Source organism: Oceanobacter sp. ABM4_470, from assembly GCF_056158645.1.
Map to the genome: position 1 here is coordinate 430172 of NZ_JBSWTR010000001.1, position 17850 is coordinate 448021.

Here is a 17850-nt window from a genome sequence, read left to right on the forward strand (position 1 = left end):
CGATTCAGAGTCGTGTCGGGGGTTGGTAGAAAGGAGTAAAAGCAATCAGTTGGAAAAGTGGAATCCCGCTTGAATTAAAAACTGTTTCAGCACCTCAAATTCAGCCTGACTGAATTTGCGCGTGTGACCGCAGTGTCCACAACTGATGGAGGGCAGCGTTTTCAGCGTCTGAATGCTGTATTCGGTTTCACAGTCGCAGCGGTCACAAGCAATCGGAATGCTGACCTTGTCAGATAAAATGGTACTCACGTGTCCCTCGTTTACATCTGCCATTACTGCTTTCGGCAAGGGGTAGATCATCTGAACTCCTGAATTGGATTACACGCAATCGTGTCATTTCAGGCTAGCAGTGATTCGCTACTTGATACGCTTTCTTGATAACTAAATTGTCAAAACAAACTGACAATTTACTCTTTAGTGGATTTGAATCGTCGTAGAGGTCGACGCCTGAAACCTGCAGCGATCTGTGGCGTTCGAGTGTCTAACGCCTGTTCACACGGCTTCAAGGGCGTTTAAACGCTTCTGGTTATGTGATGTGTATCACATACTTCTGCCTTCTAACAACTGTTCGGTGACGTACTCGGCGATTGCCAGACTGGCGGTCAAGCCGGGGCTTTCAATGCCCAGCAAGTTCACCAGGGTTGCTTGCTGAACCTGCTGGGTTCGGATTTCAAAGTCCCGGGCAGTCATGCCTGGACCGCTCAATTTGGGGCGAATACCGGCGTAGTCTGGTTGCAGTCGGGTTGAATCCAGCGTTGGCCAATATTGGCGAATGGCTGCGGCAAAATGTTCTTTCAGGCTTTCAGCCACAGCGTAGCGTTGGTCAGACTGATATTGCGAGCGGGTTAAAAACTGCACGTCCGGGCCAAATCGCAATTGCTTGCCGAGGTCGAGAGTGGCATGGATGCCCAGACCTGCCAGTCCCGGCTCAGGCAGTGGATACACCAGATGTGAAAACGGCGAACGTCCCTGATAGCTGAAATAGTGCCCGCGTGTTGGCCACTGTTTTAGCTCGGGCTCGTTATGTTGTTTTGGCTGGGCTGTTGACTGTGTTGTATTCAATGCCTGATAGAGATCCACTGCGTTGAGCCCGGCGCTGTTGATGAGCGTGCTGCAGCTAAATTCAAACGGCCCATCGGCTGTGTCGACGCCGACCTGCCAAAGCCCCGTTTTCTCCTTTTGTCCAGCTCTATTGGAGGCGAAAGGGTTGACCGGATGCGCAGAGCGGAAGCGGGTATTCAACGTCAGTGTGGCACCTTGCTGCTGCGCTTGACTGAGCAGCGACATCATTAAACCGTGGCTGTCGATGATGCCGGTCTCGGGAGACCACAGCGCAGCCTCTGCAGCAACCTCAGGCTCCATTTTATGCAGCTGCTGGCGGTCCAGCAGCGTTAACGGAATGCCCAGTCGTTTGGCGTTGCTGGCCAGCGCTGCCAGTTTGGGATGATTGGCCCTGGGGGCAACGATCAGCTTGCCAATTTGCTGGTATTCGACATGGTGCGTCTGGCAGTAGTCGTACAACAGCTTTCGGCCACGGATGCAAAGCCGTTCCTTGAGGGAGTTGGCCGGATAGTAGAGTCCGGCGTGAATCACCTCGCTGTTACGAGCGCTGGTTTCACTGCCAATACGGTCGTGCTGTTCGATAACCAGCACCGAATAGTGCGCAGACAGCGAGCGGGCCAACGCCAGCCCAACGACTCCGGCGCCAACAATACACAGATCAAAGTCGGTCATGGTTGAAAGTGCGATCCCATTCCACGTTTGCTAGGATTATGCGCCTTTTAACACATGAGGATCGCGGAATGAACGCCGGTCAGTTTGAAGATATTGCCATGACCATTGGCATTGGCGTGCTCATCATCTTTATGTTCTTCATCATTTACGATCTGGGAAAACGCTCAAAAGCGGGCAAGTTTGGGATGGCGGTGCTCTTTTTTGCACTGGGCTTGGGCATGCTCGGATTTATCGTCAAGACCGTATTGGTGGAATTGCTCGATTTGTAAGGGTTTTTGACCATTTTCTCCGATTTTCTCCACTTGGCACTGCATGTGCAGTATCCACTGCTAGATTGAAACTAAACAGTGACATTGCGCGGTTAGCCGCGCGATCGGAGGAAAAATGGAAGCTGCGCAAAATTTGGGCATTTGCTATCCCGCTCAAATAGCCGCCTCGGCAGCGACGTCAGCAGGCTGGCAAGTCCGCCTGCTCAATACAACTGTGGCACCTGACTCAACAGATATAGAAAAGACGGAAGGGGATCGCAAGATCAAGCTGTTTGCTGAAAACCTGATGCCGACCGTCGTCCACATGGCAAACTTCTATCACCTGCCTTTGGCTCAAACGCTGAATTTGGTGTATCTCGATTGCACCCGCAGTTTGGGCGAATGTGCGGCCACCTTACTAGGTGTATTGCGAAGTTTGTCTGGTAAAAACGAAGCCTGGGTCCCGCTGGCCGCCAGTCACAGTATGCTGATGAACGCCTTGCGCATGTTGGCACCGGAGCTACTGCGACTGGATTTGCGTCATGCGCCACTGTTGTACATTGGTGATTACGCCAATTTTGCCGCTGTGCGTGAGCTGGGCCACGATGGCCAAATGCCGGTGTTCTGTCAGGCAACCTACTGATTGACTAACGCGAGTTCGGGGCTCTCTGCCCCGGACCCGTGCGTCCCTTCTGCGTTTCCCTATTCCTTCCACCTCATTCGTGCCACCTTGCCCGATGACACTGCTCGACAGAATTCCTCGAATCGGTCGGAACCAATCCCTTACGAAAATCATCCCAAAGTAACGGCAAGGTTACAGATTCTTGCGCCGGACCTGTGTCAGAGTCCTCAAACGTGGCCTGCGTCATGGGAAAACCCGCAAAGCTTGCCTAGACTCGATCAAAAAGGGGAGTGAATGATGACGGATGAACTGAAAGACCAGCTGGGCCAACTGCATCAGGAATTGGCAGACAACCCGAAAATAGATGCCGAGTCGGCTGAGATGCTGCGCAAGATTGCGGCAGATATCGAGTTGATGGAGCTGACCGATCACGGCGAGCTGACCGAAGGCGTGCAGCGATTGGCGCTCGATTTTGAGCAGGATCATCCGACCTTGTCGGAAGTGCTGCGCCAGATCGTCGAAACCCTCGGTCGTATTGGGGTTTAACACGTCCAGGATACTCAGTAGTCCAGCCGGACTAAACAGATGCCCCGGCACCATTCGGAGAGTCACACGATGCGTCACATGCCTACCATTACCGAAGTTATGACGGCCTTTCCGGTACACGTCGAGGAAAGTACTCCACTTGCCGAAGCCCTCGATCTGATGAAAGAGCATCAATGCCATCACCTGCCGGTGATGGGCGGCAAGCAAGTGGTGGGGCTGTTAAGCGGTGAAGACATCAAACTGGCGCAAAGCCCCGGACATGACGATCAGGACTTTGAGGAATTGGTCGCTGGTGATTTGTGCCGCCGCCGGTTTGCCAAGGTCGATCTGCACACCCGGCTGGATATTGTGTTGACGGGCATGGGGGAGGAAGGCCTCAACGCCGTCATCGTGATGAAAAACGAAAAGCTGGCGGGCATTCTGACGACTCACGACGCCTGCCGCTTCTTTTCTCGTTGGTTGAAGAAAGAGTATCTGCCAGACGACGATCCGGGAATTGCCTGACTGTTGATGGCACTGCCCGTTTACAGGGCGCTGGTGGTGCTGGTGTAAACAGTTAGCGCTAGCGTAAAGGCGAGTGGATTGCGCGCCGGGTGCTTTCCGGTTCTTTCACTCGGTCCGGATCTGCTGCCTGATTTTGTTGCCCTCTATTTATCCCTCTTTCTTTTTCTCTCTTTTTATCTTCTACCCCTTCTTGTTGCTGCTTTGCTCATACACTCGCTTATTAACTGGTTGTCCCAGAATGAACTTGCTAGGGACCCTCTGAATAACTCTGCACAGCTCTCGGCTCTGGCTCCTGCTTCGCCCTACCTCCTGCATCCATGCAGTCGTGCGCGTGTCCTGCTGGCTGTCAGAACAAGGCGGCGAATGCAGCGGAATGGCTGACCTGTCCGGCCGAGTCTTTCCAAGTTCGCCAACACCGTTCTGGCGGCCTGCAGGCCGCGCCCTAAGGGGATGACAGGGCATTGCTGACTCTGTGTCGCTGATTTTTGACTTGACTCGTCAGGCCTGCAAATAAGCTTCGTGATTCAGCGTCGCCCTGCCATCCAGAGCGGGCACCTGGTTATTCAGAGGGTCCCTAGAGGCGTTTGGTGGGCAGGGTTCCCTGATTGCACTATTTTTGAACCGCATTCATGTCATTGTGATTGCTTGTTGTGCAATTCAAGTGCGCAAACTTGATAATTCAATAAATTGATATTGATAAGTCTAATTTTTATCGGGGTGTGAAAGACAGGATTGTCACTCTGGTTGATAGAATTCGGGTAAAAGGTGATTGAATTATGACCTAAATGGCGAAATGCGACGGTCTAACGATTCAAAATGTAAAAAAAGTCGTCATTGGCAAAGAGCTGGTATGGAGTTTGCGATAGCAGGGGTAAAGGAGGAGTTGCCCATGTATAAGATCGCTGAAATGCAAGACTATCGCCAACCAAAGGCTAACGCTGCGCTGTGGCTGAATGGTTTGACTGACATTATCGAAGGACGTTATCAGGATGAAGAAAGCATCCAGCGCCTGTTGATGCTGATTTCCGAAAGTTCCGGTCTACGCAATGTATCCATTGCGATGCCGGACTCCCCAAGCCGCTTCAAGGCTGCATTTTGTTCAACCGGTGTTTCCAATGGTGTTTACAGCTTTGCTGTACAGCACGCCCTGTGTCGTCTGTTTGAATCCCGCGAATGGCTGGTGATCAAGGAAGGCAGTGAGCGTCCGGAATCCGTTAACGCCGCTTCCTGCTCCCTGAGTGCCCAGGATCGTTGCCTGCTGGTTCCCCTGACCATTCGTCAGTCGGTACTGGCTGTACTGGTGATGGACCTGCGTGGCGAGCAACTCGACAGTGTTGACCTGAATCTGGTGCGCTGTCTGGGGGCTCAAATCGCTCAGGTGCTGGCGACCCAGGTGGTTCCAAATTTCAAAACCCTGTACGCCCGTCCTTATCAGCGTGTGCAGGAAAGCGAGCTGGATGATATCCACGCTGCTATCGAAAAGTGCAATGGCAACAAAACCATGGCAGCCAAGGTGCTGGGGCTGACGCCACGTCAGCTGCGCTACCGTCTGGCCAAGCTGGGTGAAGACGCCAAGGAAGCCGAACTGGCTCATTGATGTAACCTGGCAACTCTTCCGGAAACCGGAGCCTCAGGCTTCGGTCTTCTTCCCCGACGTTGGCTTCTGCCAGCACGCATGTGTATATGAATGTGTGAAGAATGTGAGGGCAAATGGGTGGACCAGGGAGTAAAGGCTGGCTTGAAAGCCGTTGGGCAATCCGTTTTGCAAGCCCTTTAGACGGCCAAACTTCTGTATTTGGTTTTACCTGTATTGGTACTGCTACTGCTGCATTTAACGCTACCACCTCTACTGCTCTTGCTACTGCTACTCAATCACTTGTTTTGCGGCTGTGTTTCTCGGCTCTGTCCGTACGTTTTTCTGTCTGTTAACTCCACTGTCCTCTCCCTCTCATGGCGCTACAAGCTCATGGCGCTACAAGAACGTTATTGAGAAGGCGCTCTTCATCAAAGTGTCATTCCCATGCAGGCACACTCTGCTGATTTGGTCAGAGCGTTACCGGCATGTCCCAGCTTCGTATCAGCATCATCACTGAAACCTACGTTCCCGATGTGAACGGTGTGGCCAACTCCTTGCGCCAATTAATCAGTGCACTGGACCCTGAGCGGTTTCATATTCAGTTAATCCGGACCCGTCCACGTTCTGACTGGAAGCCCGAAATCGAGGAAGTGTGGTGTCGCGGTGTCACCATTCCCATGTACCCCGACCTGCAAATCGGTTTGCCTGCCCCCAATACCATCAGAGATGCCTGGGAGCGTTTTCAGCCGGAATTCGTGTTCATTGCTACGGAAGGCCCTTTGGGTAATTCGGCCCTGAAACTGGCTCGTCAGCGCAATATTCCGGTATTGAGCGCCTTTCACACCAATTTCCATCGTTACAGCAGCTACTACGGCATGGGCTGGATCAAGACCCTGACGCTGAATTGGCTGCGGCGTTTCCATAATCGTACGGCCGGGACACTGGTGCCGTCAGAAGAAGTCGCCCGTTTTCTGCGGCAGTCGCGTTTCAATAATGTGGACGTTCTGCCTCATGGGGTGGATTGCACGCTGTTTCATCCGCGCCGTCGCAGCCCGGCTCTGCGTCAGCAGTGGTTGGGTGGAGGAGATGGCAAGGTAATGCTGTACGTTGGCCGGATTGCCGCTGAAAAGAACATTCCACTGGTGTTAAAGACCTGGAGCGCGTTGAAGCAAAGCCAGCCCAATCTGACGTTGGTGATGGTTGGAGATGGGCCGCTCAAAGCCGAAGTTCAGCAGCAATATCCGCAAGTGATTCTGGCAGGGGTGCAAACCGGTGAGGCACTGGCTCGGCATTATGCGTCTGCTGATCTGTTTGTGTTTCCGAGCCTGACTGAAACCTTTGGGTTGGTGACCCTTGAAGCCATGGCCAGTGGCTTGCCGGTTGTTGCCTTTGATATGGCCGCCGCTCATATGCACGTGACGTCCGGCAAAGATGGCGAACTGGCAGCACCTGATGATGAATCCGGTTTTATTGAAGCCAGCCAGCGAATGCTCGATTCTGATCTGGTCAAGGCCGGTCATCGGGCACGTACTACCGCAGAGGCGATCAGTTGGGAATGCATCGCGGCTGAGTTTGTGGGTCACATTGAACGCCAGCTCGAACGCTGCGATGAACAGAATCGGTTGATTCGTCGCAGAATGGTATGAGGGTTGCAACTCTCTGGATGTATTCCAAGGGGGGAACACCATGTTTGAGTTCAACCGTACCAGCATCGCGCTGCTGCAAAAAATCAAAAAGTTGGCAAAAGAAGAACAAAATTGCGTCATTCATTATGACTCGCCAACGCTCGAGCAGGACCTGAGAACACTGGTAAGAAGCGGGGTTAGTGAGGATTTACTGGCTCTGGTGGAAGAATTTTTGCCGACGACCGAACCCACAGGGCAGGTGCCAACCGGTACCAAAACCTATCGCGGTGCGACTGTCATGATCGACGACCGTGAGCGTATTGGGCCATCGACCCGTGTATACCGTGGTCGTATCGTTAGTGGTTAACGACAATCGTTGTCGTTTTGTGGTGCAGTAAATACCGTTAGCAGACAATCTGTCGTGTTTTGGTGCAAATGACGAGTCTGATAACTATAAAGTCGCTTTTGTACCAATTGTCACAGACAGTTCGTGTAGGCCATCACACCGTACTTGTGTAAACCGTCACAGTGCGGGCGTGGTGCGGCCGTCCTGGCCCATCATCACCTGATAAAACCGGGCCAGTTTCTCTTGCTGGAACCCGTCGATCGTTCACTCATCACACTCTTTTGATGTGTATCAACAGAGCTTCGCCAATTCGTTTCAGCGCCAGAATCCGTTTGATATACGTCAATGGCAACCGCTCGTGCGCTGCTATTGTTAATTCATTGACACGGCCAACACCCTCAAACAACAAAAGACGAGAGGTAACCCACTATGTTTATGGATGAAGTCGTTCTTTCCGGATTGATCATTGTCGGCCTTACCTGCGCCTTTTTTGGCGGTGTTTATATGGCCGTTCGTAAGGATATCCGCAAGCACGGCACAGGCGAATAAGCCGCTGTTCTTGCCAACCTGTTTTCTGCGCTGAGTACCCTTGCCACGGGCCTGACCAGTTTGGTCATGGCCCTTTTTTTGTGTTTTACAGGCACTCCGGTAAGGTCTGATAGCGGCGGGGGCTATCGTGAGGCCGGTTTGGAATTCTCTACTTGAGCACTTTCGAGCCATCCAGCTGATGGCTGGCCAGAATTACTGGCTTGTTGATGCCCATTTCCCGCAACCGTTGCAGCACCTGCTGCAGGTCTGTGCCATCCGGCACCGGGCCAATGCGTACCTTGTGCAGCATTTTCTGGTTTTGCATTTCCGAGTGCAGCTCAACTGGCCAGGCCAGAGGTTTCAGTGATTGCTGCAAGTCGGCCACCTGTTGGCTGGCGCGTGCCTTATCCGACAGCGCGTAAACCTGTACCCAACGCACCTTTTCATTGCCGGGTGGCATCAGTAGCTCAACCTTGACCGGTGCAGTACCGTCCTTGTCGAGACCGATTTTCATGGCGGCGATGTAAGACAGGTCAATGACCCGGCCTTCGTGAAACGGGCCTCGGTCGTTAACGCGCACAACGACGCTTTTGCCATTGTCTGTGCGGGTCACCCGGACATAACTTGGCAGCGGCAGCGTTTTATGGGCTGCGGTGTATTGATACACGTCGTAGATTTCGCCACTGGACGTTGCGTGACCATGAAACTTCATGCCGTACCAGGAGGCGATGCCGCTCTGGTTAAACACCGTCGGGTTGTCCATCACGGTATATTGCTTGCCCAGTACCTTATAGGTAGGGCCATTGCCCATTACCGCCATTGGCTCCTGTTTGGGTGTGGGTTCTGCAACACTGGTGGGGTCGGGGTGTTCAGGCGGGGTAAAGTCGTTCTTGTGCTGATAGCGACTGCTGCAGGCACTCAGTGCCAGCAGCAGTAGGACGGTGAACCAGAGTTTCACGATCGCAGTGCCTCACTCAACTGATAAACCGCCATGGCGTACAGGCGGCTGTGGTTGTAGCGAGTAATCACATAGTAGTTGTATTCACCGAGCCAGAATTCAGCACCGTTTTTGCCAATCAGTTTGACCAGGCTGGCATCGGCATCATCTTCAACGGCTTCTGTTGGTGTCACCCCTTTGGCTTTCAGTTGGGCCACGGTCCACTTCGGCTTGAGGCTGTCGTTGACGGCGTCTTCGTATTGGTCACCGGAAACATGAACCCGCTGAATCACGTCCTCGCCACTTTTCCAGCCGTGACGGTTGAAGTAGTTGGCAACACTGTAGATGGCGTCTGCCGGATTGCCCCACAGGTCACGTTTGCCATCGCCATCGCCATCCACGGCGTAGGCAAGGAAGCTGGTCGGAATAAACTGGCCATAGCCCATGGCGCCTGCGTAGGAGCCTTTCATGGTGGCCGGGTCCATGCCTTCGGTTTCGGCAACGGCAAAGAAGGCTTTCAGCTCGCGCCAGAAGATCGGACGCTTGGGGTAATCGAACGCCAGCGTTGCCAGTGAATCCAGCACCCGGTAGTTGCCTTGACGCTGGCCGTAGTAGGTTTCAACGCCAATGATGGCGGAGATAATGTGCGGTGGCACACCGTATTTTTCTTGCGCACCAGCCAGCAAGTCCTGGTATTTGACCATGAACTCCTTGCCTTGCTGGATGCGTTTCTCGGTCAGGAAGATGTCCTGATAGCGATCCCATTCCATGGTTTTTTCAGCCGGACGGGAAATGGCATCCAATACCGATTGCTGCTTTTTCGACTGTGACAGCCATTGGCGCGCTTCTTCGCGCGGCACCTGATATTCCTTTTCCAGTTCGTCCGCAAACTGCTCGAACTTCGGATGGGTGTCGTAACCTGCGTTGGCAGCGGATACACCGATGACGCTGGCTGCCAAACCCATTCCCATAACCATTTTCTGCAAAGTCTTCATATTGAATCCCTGTGACGCTTTGTTGTTTTAACGCTTGCGGTGGGTTGCCATGGACATGATCAATCCAAAGGCGGCCAGCAAACTGACCACCGAGGTGCCGCCATAACTTACCAATGGTAGTGGGACACCCACGACCGGCAAAATTCCGCTCACCATGCCGATATTTACAAACACATAGATGAAGAAGGTGACCGACAGACTACCGGCCAGCAAGCGCCCGAACAATGTTTCGCAGCGGCTGCTGAGAATCAGGCAGCGCACAATGATCAGGAAATACAGCGCCAGCAGCAGGCAAACGCCAATCAGGCCGAGTTCTTCAGCCAGTACCGCAATGATGAAGTCGGTGTGGCTTTCGGGCAGGAATTCCAGCTGTGACTGGGTGCCCTGCAGGAATCCTTTGCCTTCGATGCCGCCGGAACCAATGGCGGTTTTCGACTGGATGATGTTCCAGCCAGCGCCCAGCGGATCACTTTCCGGATTCAGGAATGTCAGCACCCGCTGCTTCTGGTATCCGTGCATCACAAAGAACCACATGGCCGGTGCGCTGGCGGCTACTAGAGCCACCAGAGTGCCAATCAGTTTCCACGACATGCCAGCAAAAAACAGCACCAGCAAACCGGAGGCTGAAATCAGCAATGAGGTACCGAGGTCGGGCTGTTTGAGAATCATCACGGTGGGCACAAAGATGATCACCGCGGCTTTCAGCAAGTCCAGGATGGTCGGTGGAATCGGCCGACGGGCCATGTACCAGGCTACCGTTAAAGGCAAAATCAGCTTCACCAATTCGGAGGGCTGAAAGCGGGGCAGTCCCGGCAGTGCCAGCCAGCGCTGTGCTCCTTTGGCGCCAACACCGGCCACCAACACACCGGCCAAAGCCGCCAGCGCAATCAGATAGGCCCATGGAGCAACCAGCTGGTAAAAGCGGGGTGGAAACTGGGCGGCGATGATCATGCCCACGGTGCCGATGCCAAAGTGAATGGCCTGACGAATCACCATGGAGCTGCTTTGGCCGCTGCCGCTGTACAGAATCAGCAAGCCGGTGGCACCCAGTAGCACCAGCAGCAGTAACAGAATCAGGTCGAGGTGGACGTGCGCCAATGCTGCACGGCCGCGTTTGTAACCCGCCAGTGAGCCGGTTTCCAGAGTGCGTGAAAAATCCGATGACTTCACTCGCCTTCGCCTCCACCAAGGTACAAGTTAATCAGTGCCTGAGAAATCGGCGCTGATGTACGGCCTGCGGATTCGCCGTTTTCAACGATCACTGCGACCGCAATTTGTGGGTCGTCGACCGGAGAGAAGGCCACAAACAAGGCGTGGTCACGCAGACGCTCGCGCAGGGCTTCGGAGTCGTACTCGGCATCCTGGGCAATACCCACCACCTGTGCGGTACCGGTTTTACCCGCAATCGGGTGTTCCAGTTTGCGCAGCAGCGCACGGGCGGTGCCGTGGGTGCCTTCGACAACGTTTTGCATGGCGTTGAACATACGATCCCAGTTTTTCTCGTTGTTCAGCACCACATCTGGCGGGGTTGTGCTTTCGTCGATGGTAGTATCGCCACTGTGGCTTAGCATCAGGCGCGGGGCGACCCACTTGCCACGGTTTGCCATCACGGCAGTGGCGGTGGCCAGCTGTAGTGGTGTGGCCTGCATATAGCCCTGACCGATGCCGAGGTTGACGGTGTCTCCGGCGTACCAGTGCGAACGACGAGTTGCCTGTTTCCACTCTCGTCCCGGCAGCAGGCCTGAATAGGTGTTGTCGACATCGAGCGCGGTACGTTGGCCAAAGCCGAAACCTTGCAGGAACGGATGAATCCGGTCGATGCCCATCTTCACGGCCATGTCGTAGAAATAGACGTCGCAGGATTCAACGATGGCGCGCTTCAGATCTACCTTGCCATGGCCTTGACGCTTCCAGTCCCGGTACACTCGTTCGCTATTAGGCAGCTGGAAGGAGCCGTAGTCGTTGATGGTCTGGCTCCAGCTGGCAACGCCCATGTCGACAACGCCGAGGCCGAGGAATGGCTTGAGCGTGGAGGCTGGTGGGTATCGGCCCCGAATCGAGCGGTCGAATAGCGGTAGGTCGGGGTTGTCGCGCAGGGCGTTGTAATCCTTGTGCGATATGCCGGTGACAAACAGGTTGGGATCAAAGCCGGGGTTGCTGTACATGGTCAGAATACCGCCGGTTTTCACTTCAATGGCCACCACAGCACCACGGCGCCCCTCCATCAACTGACTGGCCAGACGCTGCATGCGGGCGTCCAGGTGCAGGGTGATGTCCTCTCCCGGGGTGGGATCAACCTGCTCCAGTACGCGGGTGATGCGGCCACGGGCATTGGTTTCGACTTTCTGATAGCCGGGTTCACCGTGGAGGTCGCTTTCGTAGTGCTTCTCGACACCCAGCTTGCCAATATAACGGCTGGCGCTGTAGCGGCGTTCGGTATCCGGGTCTGCATCCAGCTGGTTTTGTTCGCGCTGGTTGATACGGCCAACATAACCCAGCACATGGGCGAAGGTTTCCCCTTGCGGGTAGTGACGCACCAGCTGTGCTTCAACGTCGACGCCTGGCAGGTAGTTGCGGTTAACCATGACCTTGGCGATTTCGTCCTCGGTCAGCTTGTGGCGCACCACCACCGGGTCGTAAGGGCGTCGGCGCAATTCACGGCGCCGCTCAAATTGCTCGCGGTCGCGCTCGCTGACACCAATCAGGTCATCAAGGAAGTTCAGCGTTTCTTCGATGTCGGGGACTTTCTCCGGCACCAGTGTGACGCTGTAGGTTGGCACATTTTCGGCCAACAGTTCGCCGTTGCGGTCGTAAATCAGGCCTCGTTTGGGTGCCAGAGGCTGAATTTTGATGCGATTGTTTTCCGACAGGTTCTGATACTTGTCGTAGAGGGTGATCTGCAGATGCGCCATTCGCCATCCCAGACCCGCCAGCATCAGGGTGATAACGATTGCGAGAATGATGGCGCGGGAGCGAAACAGCCTGATTTCAGCCGATTTGTCGCGAAAGGATTGCTCCCACATGCTTGCCTCATTTGTGGTACGGATGACCCTGTAGCAGGGTCCATGCACGATATATCTGTTCTGCTACAACCACCCGCACCAGTGGGTGCGGCAACGTCAGGCTGGATAGCGACCAACGTTTGCGTGCCATTTGCAGCAGTTCCGGGTGAATGCCGTCTGGTCCGCCGACGATCAGGGCGACGTCGTGACCGTCCATTCGCCATTGTTTCAGTTCATCGGCGAGCTGTTCGGTAGACCAGGGCTTTCCTTTAACATCAAGCGCCAGCAGAAGTTCCTGCGGTCTCAAGGCTTTACGCAGGGCGTCAGCCTCTTGCTGCATGGCTTTTTCCTTGCTGCTGCTCTTGCTGCGGTGGCCTGGTGCAATTTCCACCAGTTCCAACGCGCAGTCTGCCGGTAACCGCTTGGCGTATTCCTGATAGCCTTCGGTTACCCAGGAGGGCATCTTCTGGCCTACCGCCAGCAGGCGGATTTTCATTCCTGAGCGGTTCCCTTGCCGGCGTCGGCAGGTTCACCCCAGAGGCGTTCCAGGTCGTAGAACTGACGAGCCTGATCGGTCATGACGTGGACCACCACGTCGATCAGGTCGATCAGTACCCAATCGGAAGAGGAGCGGCCTTCGGTGCCGTTTGGACGCAGGCCGGCATCCTTGGTTTTTTCTTCAACGTTACCGGCAACGGCGCTGACGTGGCGGCTGGAAGTACCCGTGGCGATCACCATCCAGTCGGTCACGGAGGTACGACCGCGTACGTCCAGAACGGTGATATCTTTGGCCTTCATATCATCCAGCGCGTCAATAACCAGATCTTTGATTTGTTCGGTTTGCATTCGTTGTTTATCGATAAAGTTGTTGTTGAGTAAGGTACTCCAGCACGGAGTCTGGAGTGAGGAACCGAACATTGTCGCCTTTTGACAGGGCTTTTCGCAAGCCTGTGGCAGAAATGTCGAGTCCCGGCAGTGTTTGTTGGCAAATGGAGCCGTGGTCGGAGGCTAATAATTCCTCCAGAGTGGCACGGCGTTTATGCCATTGCTGGGATTGCCATGGCGCCAGCGGCTGGCTGTCGCCAGGGCGGCTGATGACCAGCAGGTTGGCCATCTTGAGAATGTCGTCGCAACGGTGCCAGCGGTCGAAGCTGAACCAGGCGTCGGTGCCCATCGCCCAGGTAAAAGAGACTCCCGGATGTTCCTGACGCAGCACTTCCAGCGTAATGGCGCTGTAGCTGCATTCGGGGCGTTGCAGTTCGATATCGCTGACGTCGATGCCATCGAGTCCGGCGGTGGCCAACTGCAACATGGCCAGCCGCTGTTCGCTGCTGGCTTGCGGGCTTGGACGGTGCGGCGGAATGCGGTTGGGCATCAGCAACACCTTGTCGAAACCGGCGTCACGCAGTTGCAGGGCAATACGCAGGTGACCAACGTGCACCGGGTCGAAAGTGCCGCCGAGAATGGCCCAATGGGCCGACGGCGCGCTTGCAGCCGTCATTATTTGCGCACTTCCCCGTTGCCGAAGACCACGTATTTTTGTGAGGTCAGGCCATCCAGACCCACCGGGCCCCGGGCGTGGATCTTGTCGGTGGAAATGCCAATTTCAGCGCCCAGACCGTATTCAAAGCCGTCGGCAAAGCGAGTCGAGGCGTTGATCATGACGGAAGCGGAATCGACTTCGGTCAGGAAACGACGGGTCAGGCTGTAGTTTTCGGTGATGATGGCGTCGGTGTGGTGGGAGCCATGACGGTTGATATGACGAATGGCTTCGTCGATATCGGCCACCACTTTTACCGCCAGAATCGGCGCCAGGTATTCGGTGTCCCAGTCTTCGTCGGTGGCAACCTTCATGCTGGAAACGATGGCGCGGGATTGTTCGCACCCGCGCAGTTCCACACCCAGGCCACTGTAGGCATCGGCCAGTTCCGGCAGGATGTCGGCCGCCACTTGCTGGTGCACCAGCAGGGTTTCCATGGTGTTGCAGGTACCGTAGCGATGGGTCTTGGCATTAATAGCGATGTTCATCGCCTTGGCCTTGTCGGCGGCGGCGTCGATAAACACGTGGCAAATGCCATCCAGATGCTTGATGACCGGCACGCGGGCATCGTTGCTGATGCGCTCAATCAGGCCTTTGCCGCCACGGGGTACGATTACGTCGACGTAGTCCGGCATGGTGATCAGCTCACCAACGGCAGCGCGGTCGGTGGTTGCAACCACCTGTACGGTGGTTTCCGGCAAACCGGCGGCTTTCAGACCGGCGCTGATGCAACCCGCCAGGAAGCGGTTGCTGGCGATGGACTCGGAGCCGCCACGCAAAATGGTGGCATTGCCGGACTTCAGACACAGGCTGGCGGCTTCGATGGTGACGTTGGGGCGGCTTTCATAAATGATGCCGATAACGCCCAGTGGCACGCGCATTTTGCCGACCTGAATGCCGCTTGGGCGGTATTTCAGGTCGGTGATTTCGCCAATCGGGTCGGGCAGGGATGCGACCTGTTCCAGACCTTCGATCATGGTGTCGATGCGCGGGTCGGTCAGTTCCAGACGGTCCAGCAAAGCGGCGTCGAGCCCTTTCTGGCGGCCGTTTTCGAGGTCTTCAACATTGGCCTGACGCAAGGCTTCGCGTTGTTCACGAATGTTGTTGGCAATGGCCAGCAGTGCCTTGTTCTTGTTGCTGGTGGAAGCACGGGCAATCTTGGTGGCGGCTTCGCGAGCCTGTTGGCCCAGCTCCAGCATGTATTGGCTTACATCCATTATTACACCTGATCGGTCAAAATCGCGTTGAGTCGCGGATACAAAAGTGGACTAGTATACATGAGGGGCGGCGACAGGTAACGCGCAGTGCACGTGCAAATCCGCGGCGGATTTCAGGCCACCCCGAAGGTGGAATTCAACATCAGATCCGGCCGTTGTCTGTTAATAGAACGGGCGATCAAACGGGTAACCAAGGACAGCGAGCGTATGCTCACAGGCAAGCATAATCCCTATTTTCTCAGGCATCAGTCGATCCGGCTGGTGGCAACCTACTGTTTATTAATGGCCGCAGCGCTGTCGGTGCTGGCGCTGGTCGACTATCTGCAAACCAGCACGCTGGACTCCATCAGTCTTGGTGGGCTGGCAGCGTTGCTGGCCGCCTATGGCGGTTTTCTTTTATGGCGCGACCGCCCGTTCGACAGCAGTTGGCCGGAATGGCTGGTGGTGATTGCGCTGGCGGGTTGGACCATATCTGGCGTTATGGAAGACCTGTTAGGGGTTCATGCTGCCTATTGGCTGCCTTTCTATTTGGTGTTTGCTGTGCGCTGGGCGCATGCGGCGATGGCCATTGCGGTGTTTTCGGCGCTGTTTTCGGTGTTGGTGCTGATGGGGGATCTGGGCGCTCGAGGTCAGATTCTGACGACTTATCTGGTCAGTGCTGCAACTGCGCTGTGTTTTGGCTGGCTCAACGACCGGGGCGAAGCACACATGCTGGCGCAACTGGGTCAGGACCCGCAAACCGGGGCTTACACCGAGCGTCAGTTGATTGAGGATCTGGCCAAGGAAATTCCTCGTGCCGACCGTCAAACCAGCCGTCTGCTGCTGGCGGTGGTGGTGATTCCGCAGCCGTGGAAAACCCAGGGGCGGGAAGTATTGGAGCAGCACCTTTGTGATATTGCTGATGCCCTGCGTCAGTACGCGCTGCCGTTTCACAAGGTCTACAAGCTGGATTCCGAAGATTTTGTGGTGCTGATGCCTCATGGCAAAAGCCTCGATATGCAAATGATCGAAACCCGCATGGCGCCGGTACTGGGCAATCCGGACGAGCTGCCGATGGTGGCCTTGCATTACCAGCCGGATGACGATCAGGAATCACTGTTGGCTCGGATTGAGGAGGCGGTGAATGATTTCAGTCGCTGAACGACACCGCCAGCAGCCGTTGCTGCGTTGCAGTGTGTTGGTATTCATGGTGCTGGTGTACAGCTGGAACACCTTCGAGGACTTTATGCTGGGTCGCTACGACAAGGTGTTGTGGCAAATGGTGTTGATACCGGTGCTGTTGCTGGCGGCGCTGCTGCTGTGGTGGCGTAAGCATAAATCCCACAACGATTCCGTGGTGCTGCCTGCGTTGGTGATCTGTGCCGCCGGTGCCTTGTGCTTGTTGCCACAGTATCCGCAGTTGGTGTGGCACCAGATTCTGATGCCGCCGTTGGTGGGGTATTTTTGCTTGCGAGAAAAAGTCGCCCATGTGTTTGCGGCCGGTTTGTGCGCTCTGGTCTTGCTGATAGGGCTGCTGTCGGTTGACCCTTTGCTGGCATTACAAGGCACCGCTCAGTACGCCATGATTACCGGTTCGGTGGCGTGTTATGCAGTGATGGTGCGAATGCGGGATGCGTCTCTCAATGCGCTGGCGTTGAAGGATTGGGAATCGCTGGCTTATACCGAGCGGCAGTTGGAACCGATGGTACAGCAGGAGCTCTTGCGCAGCGGTTACAACGGCAAGCAGCTGTCGCTGATTGGCTTTCAGGTTGACGATTACGAGCAGCTCAAGAGTCAGACCAATGTGCGGCTGTTCTCGCGGTTGTGGCCCGCGTTTGTCAGAGCTTTGCAAGATGATGTGCGTGCCGGTGACGAAGTATTTCGCCAGCGAGACGACCTGTTTGTGCTGATGTTGCCGGATTGTCCCGAAGACGGCGCGATTGTGCTGATGGAGCGGATTCGGCGTCATCTGGGCGAAACTGAATGGCCAGGCATTGGCGAGTTGTCGTTGATGACCGCGACAGTGACCAGCAATCCGGGCGAAAAGTCGGCCGATCTGGCGCGCCGACTGATCACCCGAATGGCCAAGCAAAAACGGGCGTCGTTGCAATCGGCGGCATTCTGATCAGTTGTCGTTTTGGGCGTTACCGTCCAGACGACTTTGCAGGTAGCGGTTGGTTTTGTTGGCTTCGTTCAGTTGCCAGGTGAGGTCAGCTACCTGTTGTTGCAACTCCTTGCTTTGCTGTTGCTCGGCTTTGTGTTGCTCGGCGATTTCTTTCAGGCTTTGTTCGGCCGCTGCCACTTGTTGTTTCCATTTCTGACTCAGCCAGAAGCTCACCAACGCGCCTCCCAGCAGAAAACCGGCCAACAGTGCGGCAATACTGACGATCATATCTTGCTCCAGAAAATCCTCTTGGGGCGGCCATGGTAACCCGCAGCCCGGCCGGTTGA

At 55.2% G+C, this 17850-nt stretch carries 21 protein-coding genes; 10 read left to right on the top strand and 11 right to left on the bottom strand.

Annotated features, from left to right (window positions below; genetic code table 11):
* Window positions 1-45: 45 nt before the first annotated feature.
* The gene (locus tag ACXADJ_RS01890) at window positions 46-300 is read right to left on the bottom strand and encodes a hypothetical protein (RefSeq protein ID WP_475062461.1); all 255 of its coding nucleotides are present in this window, start codon (window positions 298-300) and stop codon (window positions 46-48) included.
* Between the two features lie 240 nt (window positions 301-540).
* On the bottom strand, window positions 541-1734 hold the full coding sequence (locus ACXADJ_RS01895; RefSeq protein WP_475062463.1) for an NAD(P)/FAD-dependent oxidoreductase: 1194 nt from the start codon (window positions 1732-1734) through the stop codon (window positions 541-543).
* 68 nt (window positions 1735-1802) lie between these two features.
* On the opposite strand from ACXADJ_RS01895, the gene ACXADJ_RS01900 reads away from it, so the two are divergent.
* From ACXADJ_RS01900 to ccoM, 8 genes are all read left to right on the top strand, one after another.
* Window positions 1803-2003, top strand: a complete 201-nt coding sequence (locus ACXADJ_RS01900; RefSeq protein ID WP_028293378.1) for a DUF2788 domain-containing protein — start codon at window positions 1803-1805, stop codon at window positions 2001-2003.
* 115 nt (window positions 2004-2118) lie between these two features.
* Entirely contained in the window at window positions 2119-2625 is a 507-nt protein-coding gene (locus ACXADJ_RS01905) for a hypothetical protein (protein WP_028293379.1), read from the top strand.
* Window positions 2626-2898: 273 nt separating this feature from the next.
* Window positions 2899-3150: a DUF4404 family protein gene (locus ACXADJ_RS01910; protein ID WP_028293380.1), complete on the top strand. Its 252-nt coding sequence runs from the start codon at window positions 2899-2901 to the stop codon at window positions 3148-3150.
* Window positions 3151-3219: 69 nt separating this feature from the next.
* Window positions 3220-3654: a CBS domain-containing protein gene (locus ACXADJ_RS01915; RefSeq protein WP_475062468.1), complete on the top strand. Its 435-nt coding sequence runs from the start codon at window positions 3220-3222 to the stop codon at window positions 3652-3654.
* Window positions 3655-4543: 889 nt separating this feature from the next.
* Entirely contained in the window at window positions 4544-5251 is a 708-nt protein-coding gene (locus ACXADJ_RS01920) for a helix-turn-helix domain-containing protein (RefSeq protein ID WP_028293382.1), read from the top strand.
* A gap of 464 nt (window positions 5252-5715) precedes the next feature.
* Window positions 5716-6876 carry a glycosyltransferase family 4 protein gene (locus ACXADJ_RS01925; protein WP_475062472.1) on the top strand — a complete coding sequence of 387 codons (1161 nt, stop codon included), beginning with the start codon at window positions 5716-5718 and terminating at the stop codon, window positions 6874-6876.
* A gap of 40 nt (window positions 6877-6916) precedes the next feature.
* On the top strand, window positions 6917-7222 hold the full coding sequence (locus tag ACXADJ_RS01930; RefSeq protein WP_475062475.1) for a hypothetical protein: 306 nt from the start codon (window positions 6917-6919) through the stop codon (window positions 7220-7222).
* 408 nt (window positions 7223-7630) lie between these two features.
* A complete protein-coding gene (gene ccoM, locus ACXADJ_RS01935) occupies window positions 7631-7750 on the top strand; it encodes a cytochrome c oxidase subunit CcoM (RefSeq protein WP_281168016.1) in 120 nt (39 codons plus the stop codon).
* A gap of 148 nt (window positions 7751-7898) precedes the next feature.
* Here ccoM and ACXADJ_RS01940 read toward each other — a convergent pair whose 3' ends face one another.
* From ACXADJ_RS01940 to ACXADJ_RS01975, 8 genes are read right to left on the bottom strand one after another with little or no spacing between them, the layout of a single operon-like run.
* Window positions 7899-8687 carry a septal ring lytic transglycosylase RlpA family protein gene (locus ACXADJ_RS01940; RefSeq protein ID WP_475062477.1) on the bottom strand — a complete coding sequence of 263 codons (789 nt, stop codon included), beginning with the start codon at window positions 8685-8687 and terminating at the stop codon, window positions 7899-7901.
* A complete protein-coding gene (gene mltB, locus ACXADJ_RS01945; protein ID WP_475062479.1) occupies window positions 8684-9661 on the bottom strand; it encodes a lytic murein transglycosylase B in 978 nt (325 codons plus the stop codon). Before mltB ends, ACXADJ_RS01940 begins: the two co-directional genes overlap by 4 nt.
* A 27-nt stretch (window positions 9662-9688) precedes the next feature.
* Window positions 9689-10831, bottom strand: coding sequence for a rod shape-determining protein RodA (gene rodA / locus ACXADJ_RS01950; protein ID WP_051219157.1), 1143 nt, complete (start codon window positions 10829-10831; stop codon window positions 9689-9691).
* The gene (gene mrdA / locus ACXADJ_RS01955) at window positions 10828-12684 is read right to left on the bottom strand and encodes a penicillin-binding protein 2 (RefSeq protein WP_475062483.1); all 1857 of its coding nucleotides are present in this window, start codon (window positions 12682-12684) and stop codon (window positions 10828-10830) included. The genes rodA and mrdA overlap by 4 nt, the downstream gene beginning before the upstream one ends.
* Window positions 12685-12691: 7 nt before the next feature.
* Complete coding sequence (rlmH, locus tag ACXADJ_RS01960; RefSeq protein ID WP_475062485.1) at window positions 12692-13159, bottom strand: 23S rRNA (pseudouridine(1915)-N(3))-methyltransferase RlmH; 468 nt, start codon at window positions 13157-13159, stop codon at window positions 12692-12694.
* Window positions 13156-13509 carry a ribosome silencing factor gene (rsfS, locus tag ACXADJ_RS01965; protein WP_028293389.1) on the bottom strand — a complete coding sequence of 118 codons (354 nt, stop codon included), beginning with the start codon at window positions 13507-13509 and terminating at the stop codon, window positions 13156-13158. The genes rlmH and rsfS overlap by 4 nt, the downstream gene beginning before the upstream one ends.
* A 7-nt stretch (window positions 13510-13516) precedes the next feature.
* Window positions 13517-14164, bottom strand: a complete 648-nt coding sequence (gene nadD, locus ACXADJ_RS01970; protein WP_475062488.1) for a nicotinate-nucleotide adenylyltransferase — start codon at window positions 14162-14164, stop codon at window positions 13517-13519.
* Window positions 14164-15420 carry a glutamate-5-semialdehyde dehydrogenase gene (locus tag ACXADJ_RS01975; protein ID WP_475062490.1) on the bottom strand — a complete coding sequence of 419 codons (1257 nt, stop codon included), beginning with the start codon at window positions 15418-15420 and terminating at the stop codon, window positions 14164-14166. Before ACXADJ_RS01975 ends, nadD begins: the two co-directional genes overlap by 1 nt.
* Before the next feature lie 87 nt (window positions 15421-15507).
* Here ACXADJ_RS01975 and ACXADJ_RS01980 point away from each other — a divergent pair, with 87 nt between their 5' ends.
* Both ACXADJ_RS01980 and ACXADJ_RS01985 read left to right on the top strand, forming a co-directional pair.
* Window positions 15508-16560: a GGDEF domain-containing protein gene (locus ACXADJ_RS01980; RefSeq protein ID WP_475062492.1), complete on the top strand. Its 1053-nt coding sequence runs from the start codon at window positions 15508-15510 to the stop codon at window positions 16558-16560.
* Entirely contained in the window at window positions 16544-17524 is a 981-nt protein-coding gene (locus tag ACXADJ_RS01985; RefSeq protein ID WP_475062495.1) for a GGDEF domain-containing protein, read from the top strand. Before ACXADJ_RS01980 ends, ACXADJ_RS01985 begins: the two co-directional genes overlap by 17 nt.
* On the opposite strand, the gene ACXADJ_RS01990 is transcribed toward ACXADJ_RS01985, so the two are convergent.
* On the bottom strand, window positions 17525-17791 hold the full coding sequence (locus ACXADJ_RS01990) for a hypothetical protein (protein WP_028293394.1): 267 nt from the start codon (window positions 17789-17791) through the stop codon (window positions 17525-17527).
* Window positions 17792-17850: the final 59 nt, after the last annotated feature.

What these genes read in the sequence shown, in the direction of transcription:
- nadD (WP_475062488.1), bottom strand. Translation starts at nt 14,164, where the DNA reads ATGACGGCTGCAAGCGCGCCGTCGGCCCATTGGGCCATTCTCGGCGGC.
- ACXADJ_RS01925 (WP_475062472.1), top strand. Translation starts at nt 5,716, where the DNA reads ATGTCCCAGCTTCGTATCAGCATCATCACTGAAACCTACGTTCCCGAT.
- ACXADJ_RS01905 (WP_028293379.1), top strand. Translation starts at nt 2,119, where the DNA reads ATGGAAGCTGCGCAAAATTTGGGCATTTGCTATCCCGCTCAAATAGCC.
- ACXADJ_RS01890 (WP_475062461.1), bottom strand. Translation starts at nt 300, where the DNA reads ATGATCTACCCCTTGCCGAAAGCAGTAATGGCAGATGTAAACGAGGGA.
- rlmH (WP_475062485.1), bottom strand. Translation starts at nt 13,159, where the DNA reads ATGAAAATCCGCCTGCTGGCGGTAGGCCAGAAGATGCCCTCCTGGGTA.
- ACXADJ_RS01895 (WP_475062463.1), bottom strand. Translation starts at nt 1,734, where the DNA reads ATGACCGACTTTGATCTGTGTATTGTTGGCGCCGGAGTCGTTGGGCTG.
- ACXADJ_RS01975 (WP_475062490.1), bottom strand. Translation starts at nt 15,420, where the DNA reads ATGGATGTAAGCCAATACATGCTGGAGCTGGGCCAACAGGCTCGCGAA.
- ACXADJ_RS01930 (WP_475062475.1), top strand. Translation starts at nt 6,917, where the DNA reads ATGTTTGAGTTCAACCGTACCAGCATCGCGCTGCTGCAAAAAATCAAA.
- ACXADJ_RS01985 (WP_475062495.1), top strand. Translation starts at nt 16,544, where the DNA reads ATGATTTCAGTCGCTGAACGACACCGCCAGCAGCCGTTGCTGCGTTGC.
- ccoM (WP_281168016.1), top strand. Translation starts at nt 7,631, where the DNA reads ATGTTTATGGATGAAGTCGTTCTTTCCGGATTGATCATTGTCGGCCTT.
- ACXADJ_RS01990 (WP_028293394.1), bottom strand. Translation starts at nt 17,791, where the DNA reads ATGATCGTCAGTATTGCCGCACTGTTGGCCGGTTTTCTGCTGGGAGGC.
- ACXADJ_RS01915 (WP_475062468.1), top strand. Translation starts at nt 3,220, where the DNA reads ATGCGTCACATGCCTACCATTACCGAAGTTATGACGGCCTTTCCGGTA.
- ACXADJ_RS01910 (WP_028293380.1), top strand. Translation starts at nt 2,899, where the DNA reads ATGATGACGGATGAACTGAAAGACCAGCTGGGCCAACTGCATCAGGAA.
- mltB (WP_475062479.1), bottom strand. Translation starts at nt 9,661, where the DNA reads ATGAAGACTTTGCAGAAAATGGTTATGGGAATGGGTTTGGCAGCCAGC.
- rsfS (WP_028293389.1), bottom strand. Translation starts at nt 13,509, where the DNA reads ATGCAAACCGAACAAATCAAAGATCTGGTTATTGACGCGCTGGATGAT.
- ACXADJ_RS01900 (WP_028293378.1), top strand. Translation starts at nt 1,803, where the DNA reads ATGAACGCCGGTCAGTTTGAAGATATTGCCATGACCATTGGCATTGGC.
- ACXADJ_RS01920 (WP_028293382.1), top strand. Translation starts at nt 4,544, where the DNA reads ATGTATAAGATCGCTGAAATGCAAGACTATCGCCAACCAAAGGCTAAC.
- mrdA (WP_475062483.1), bottom strand. Translation starts at nt 12,684, where the DNA reads ATGTGGGAGCAATCCTTTCGCGACAAATCGGCTGAAATCAGGCTGTTT.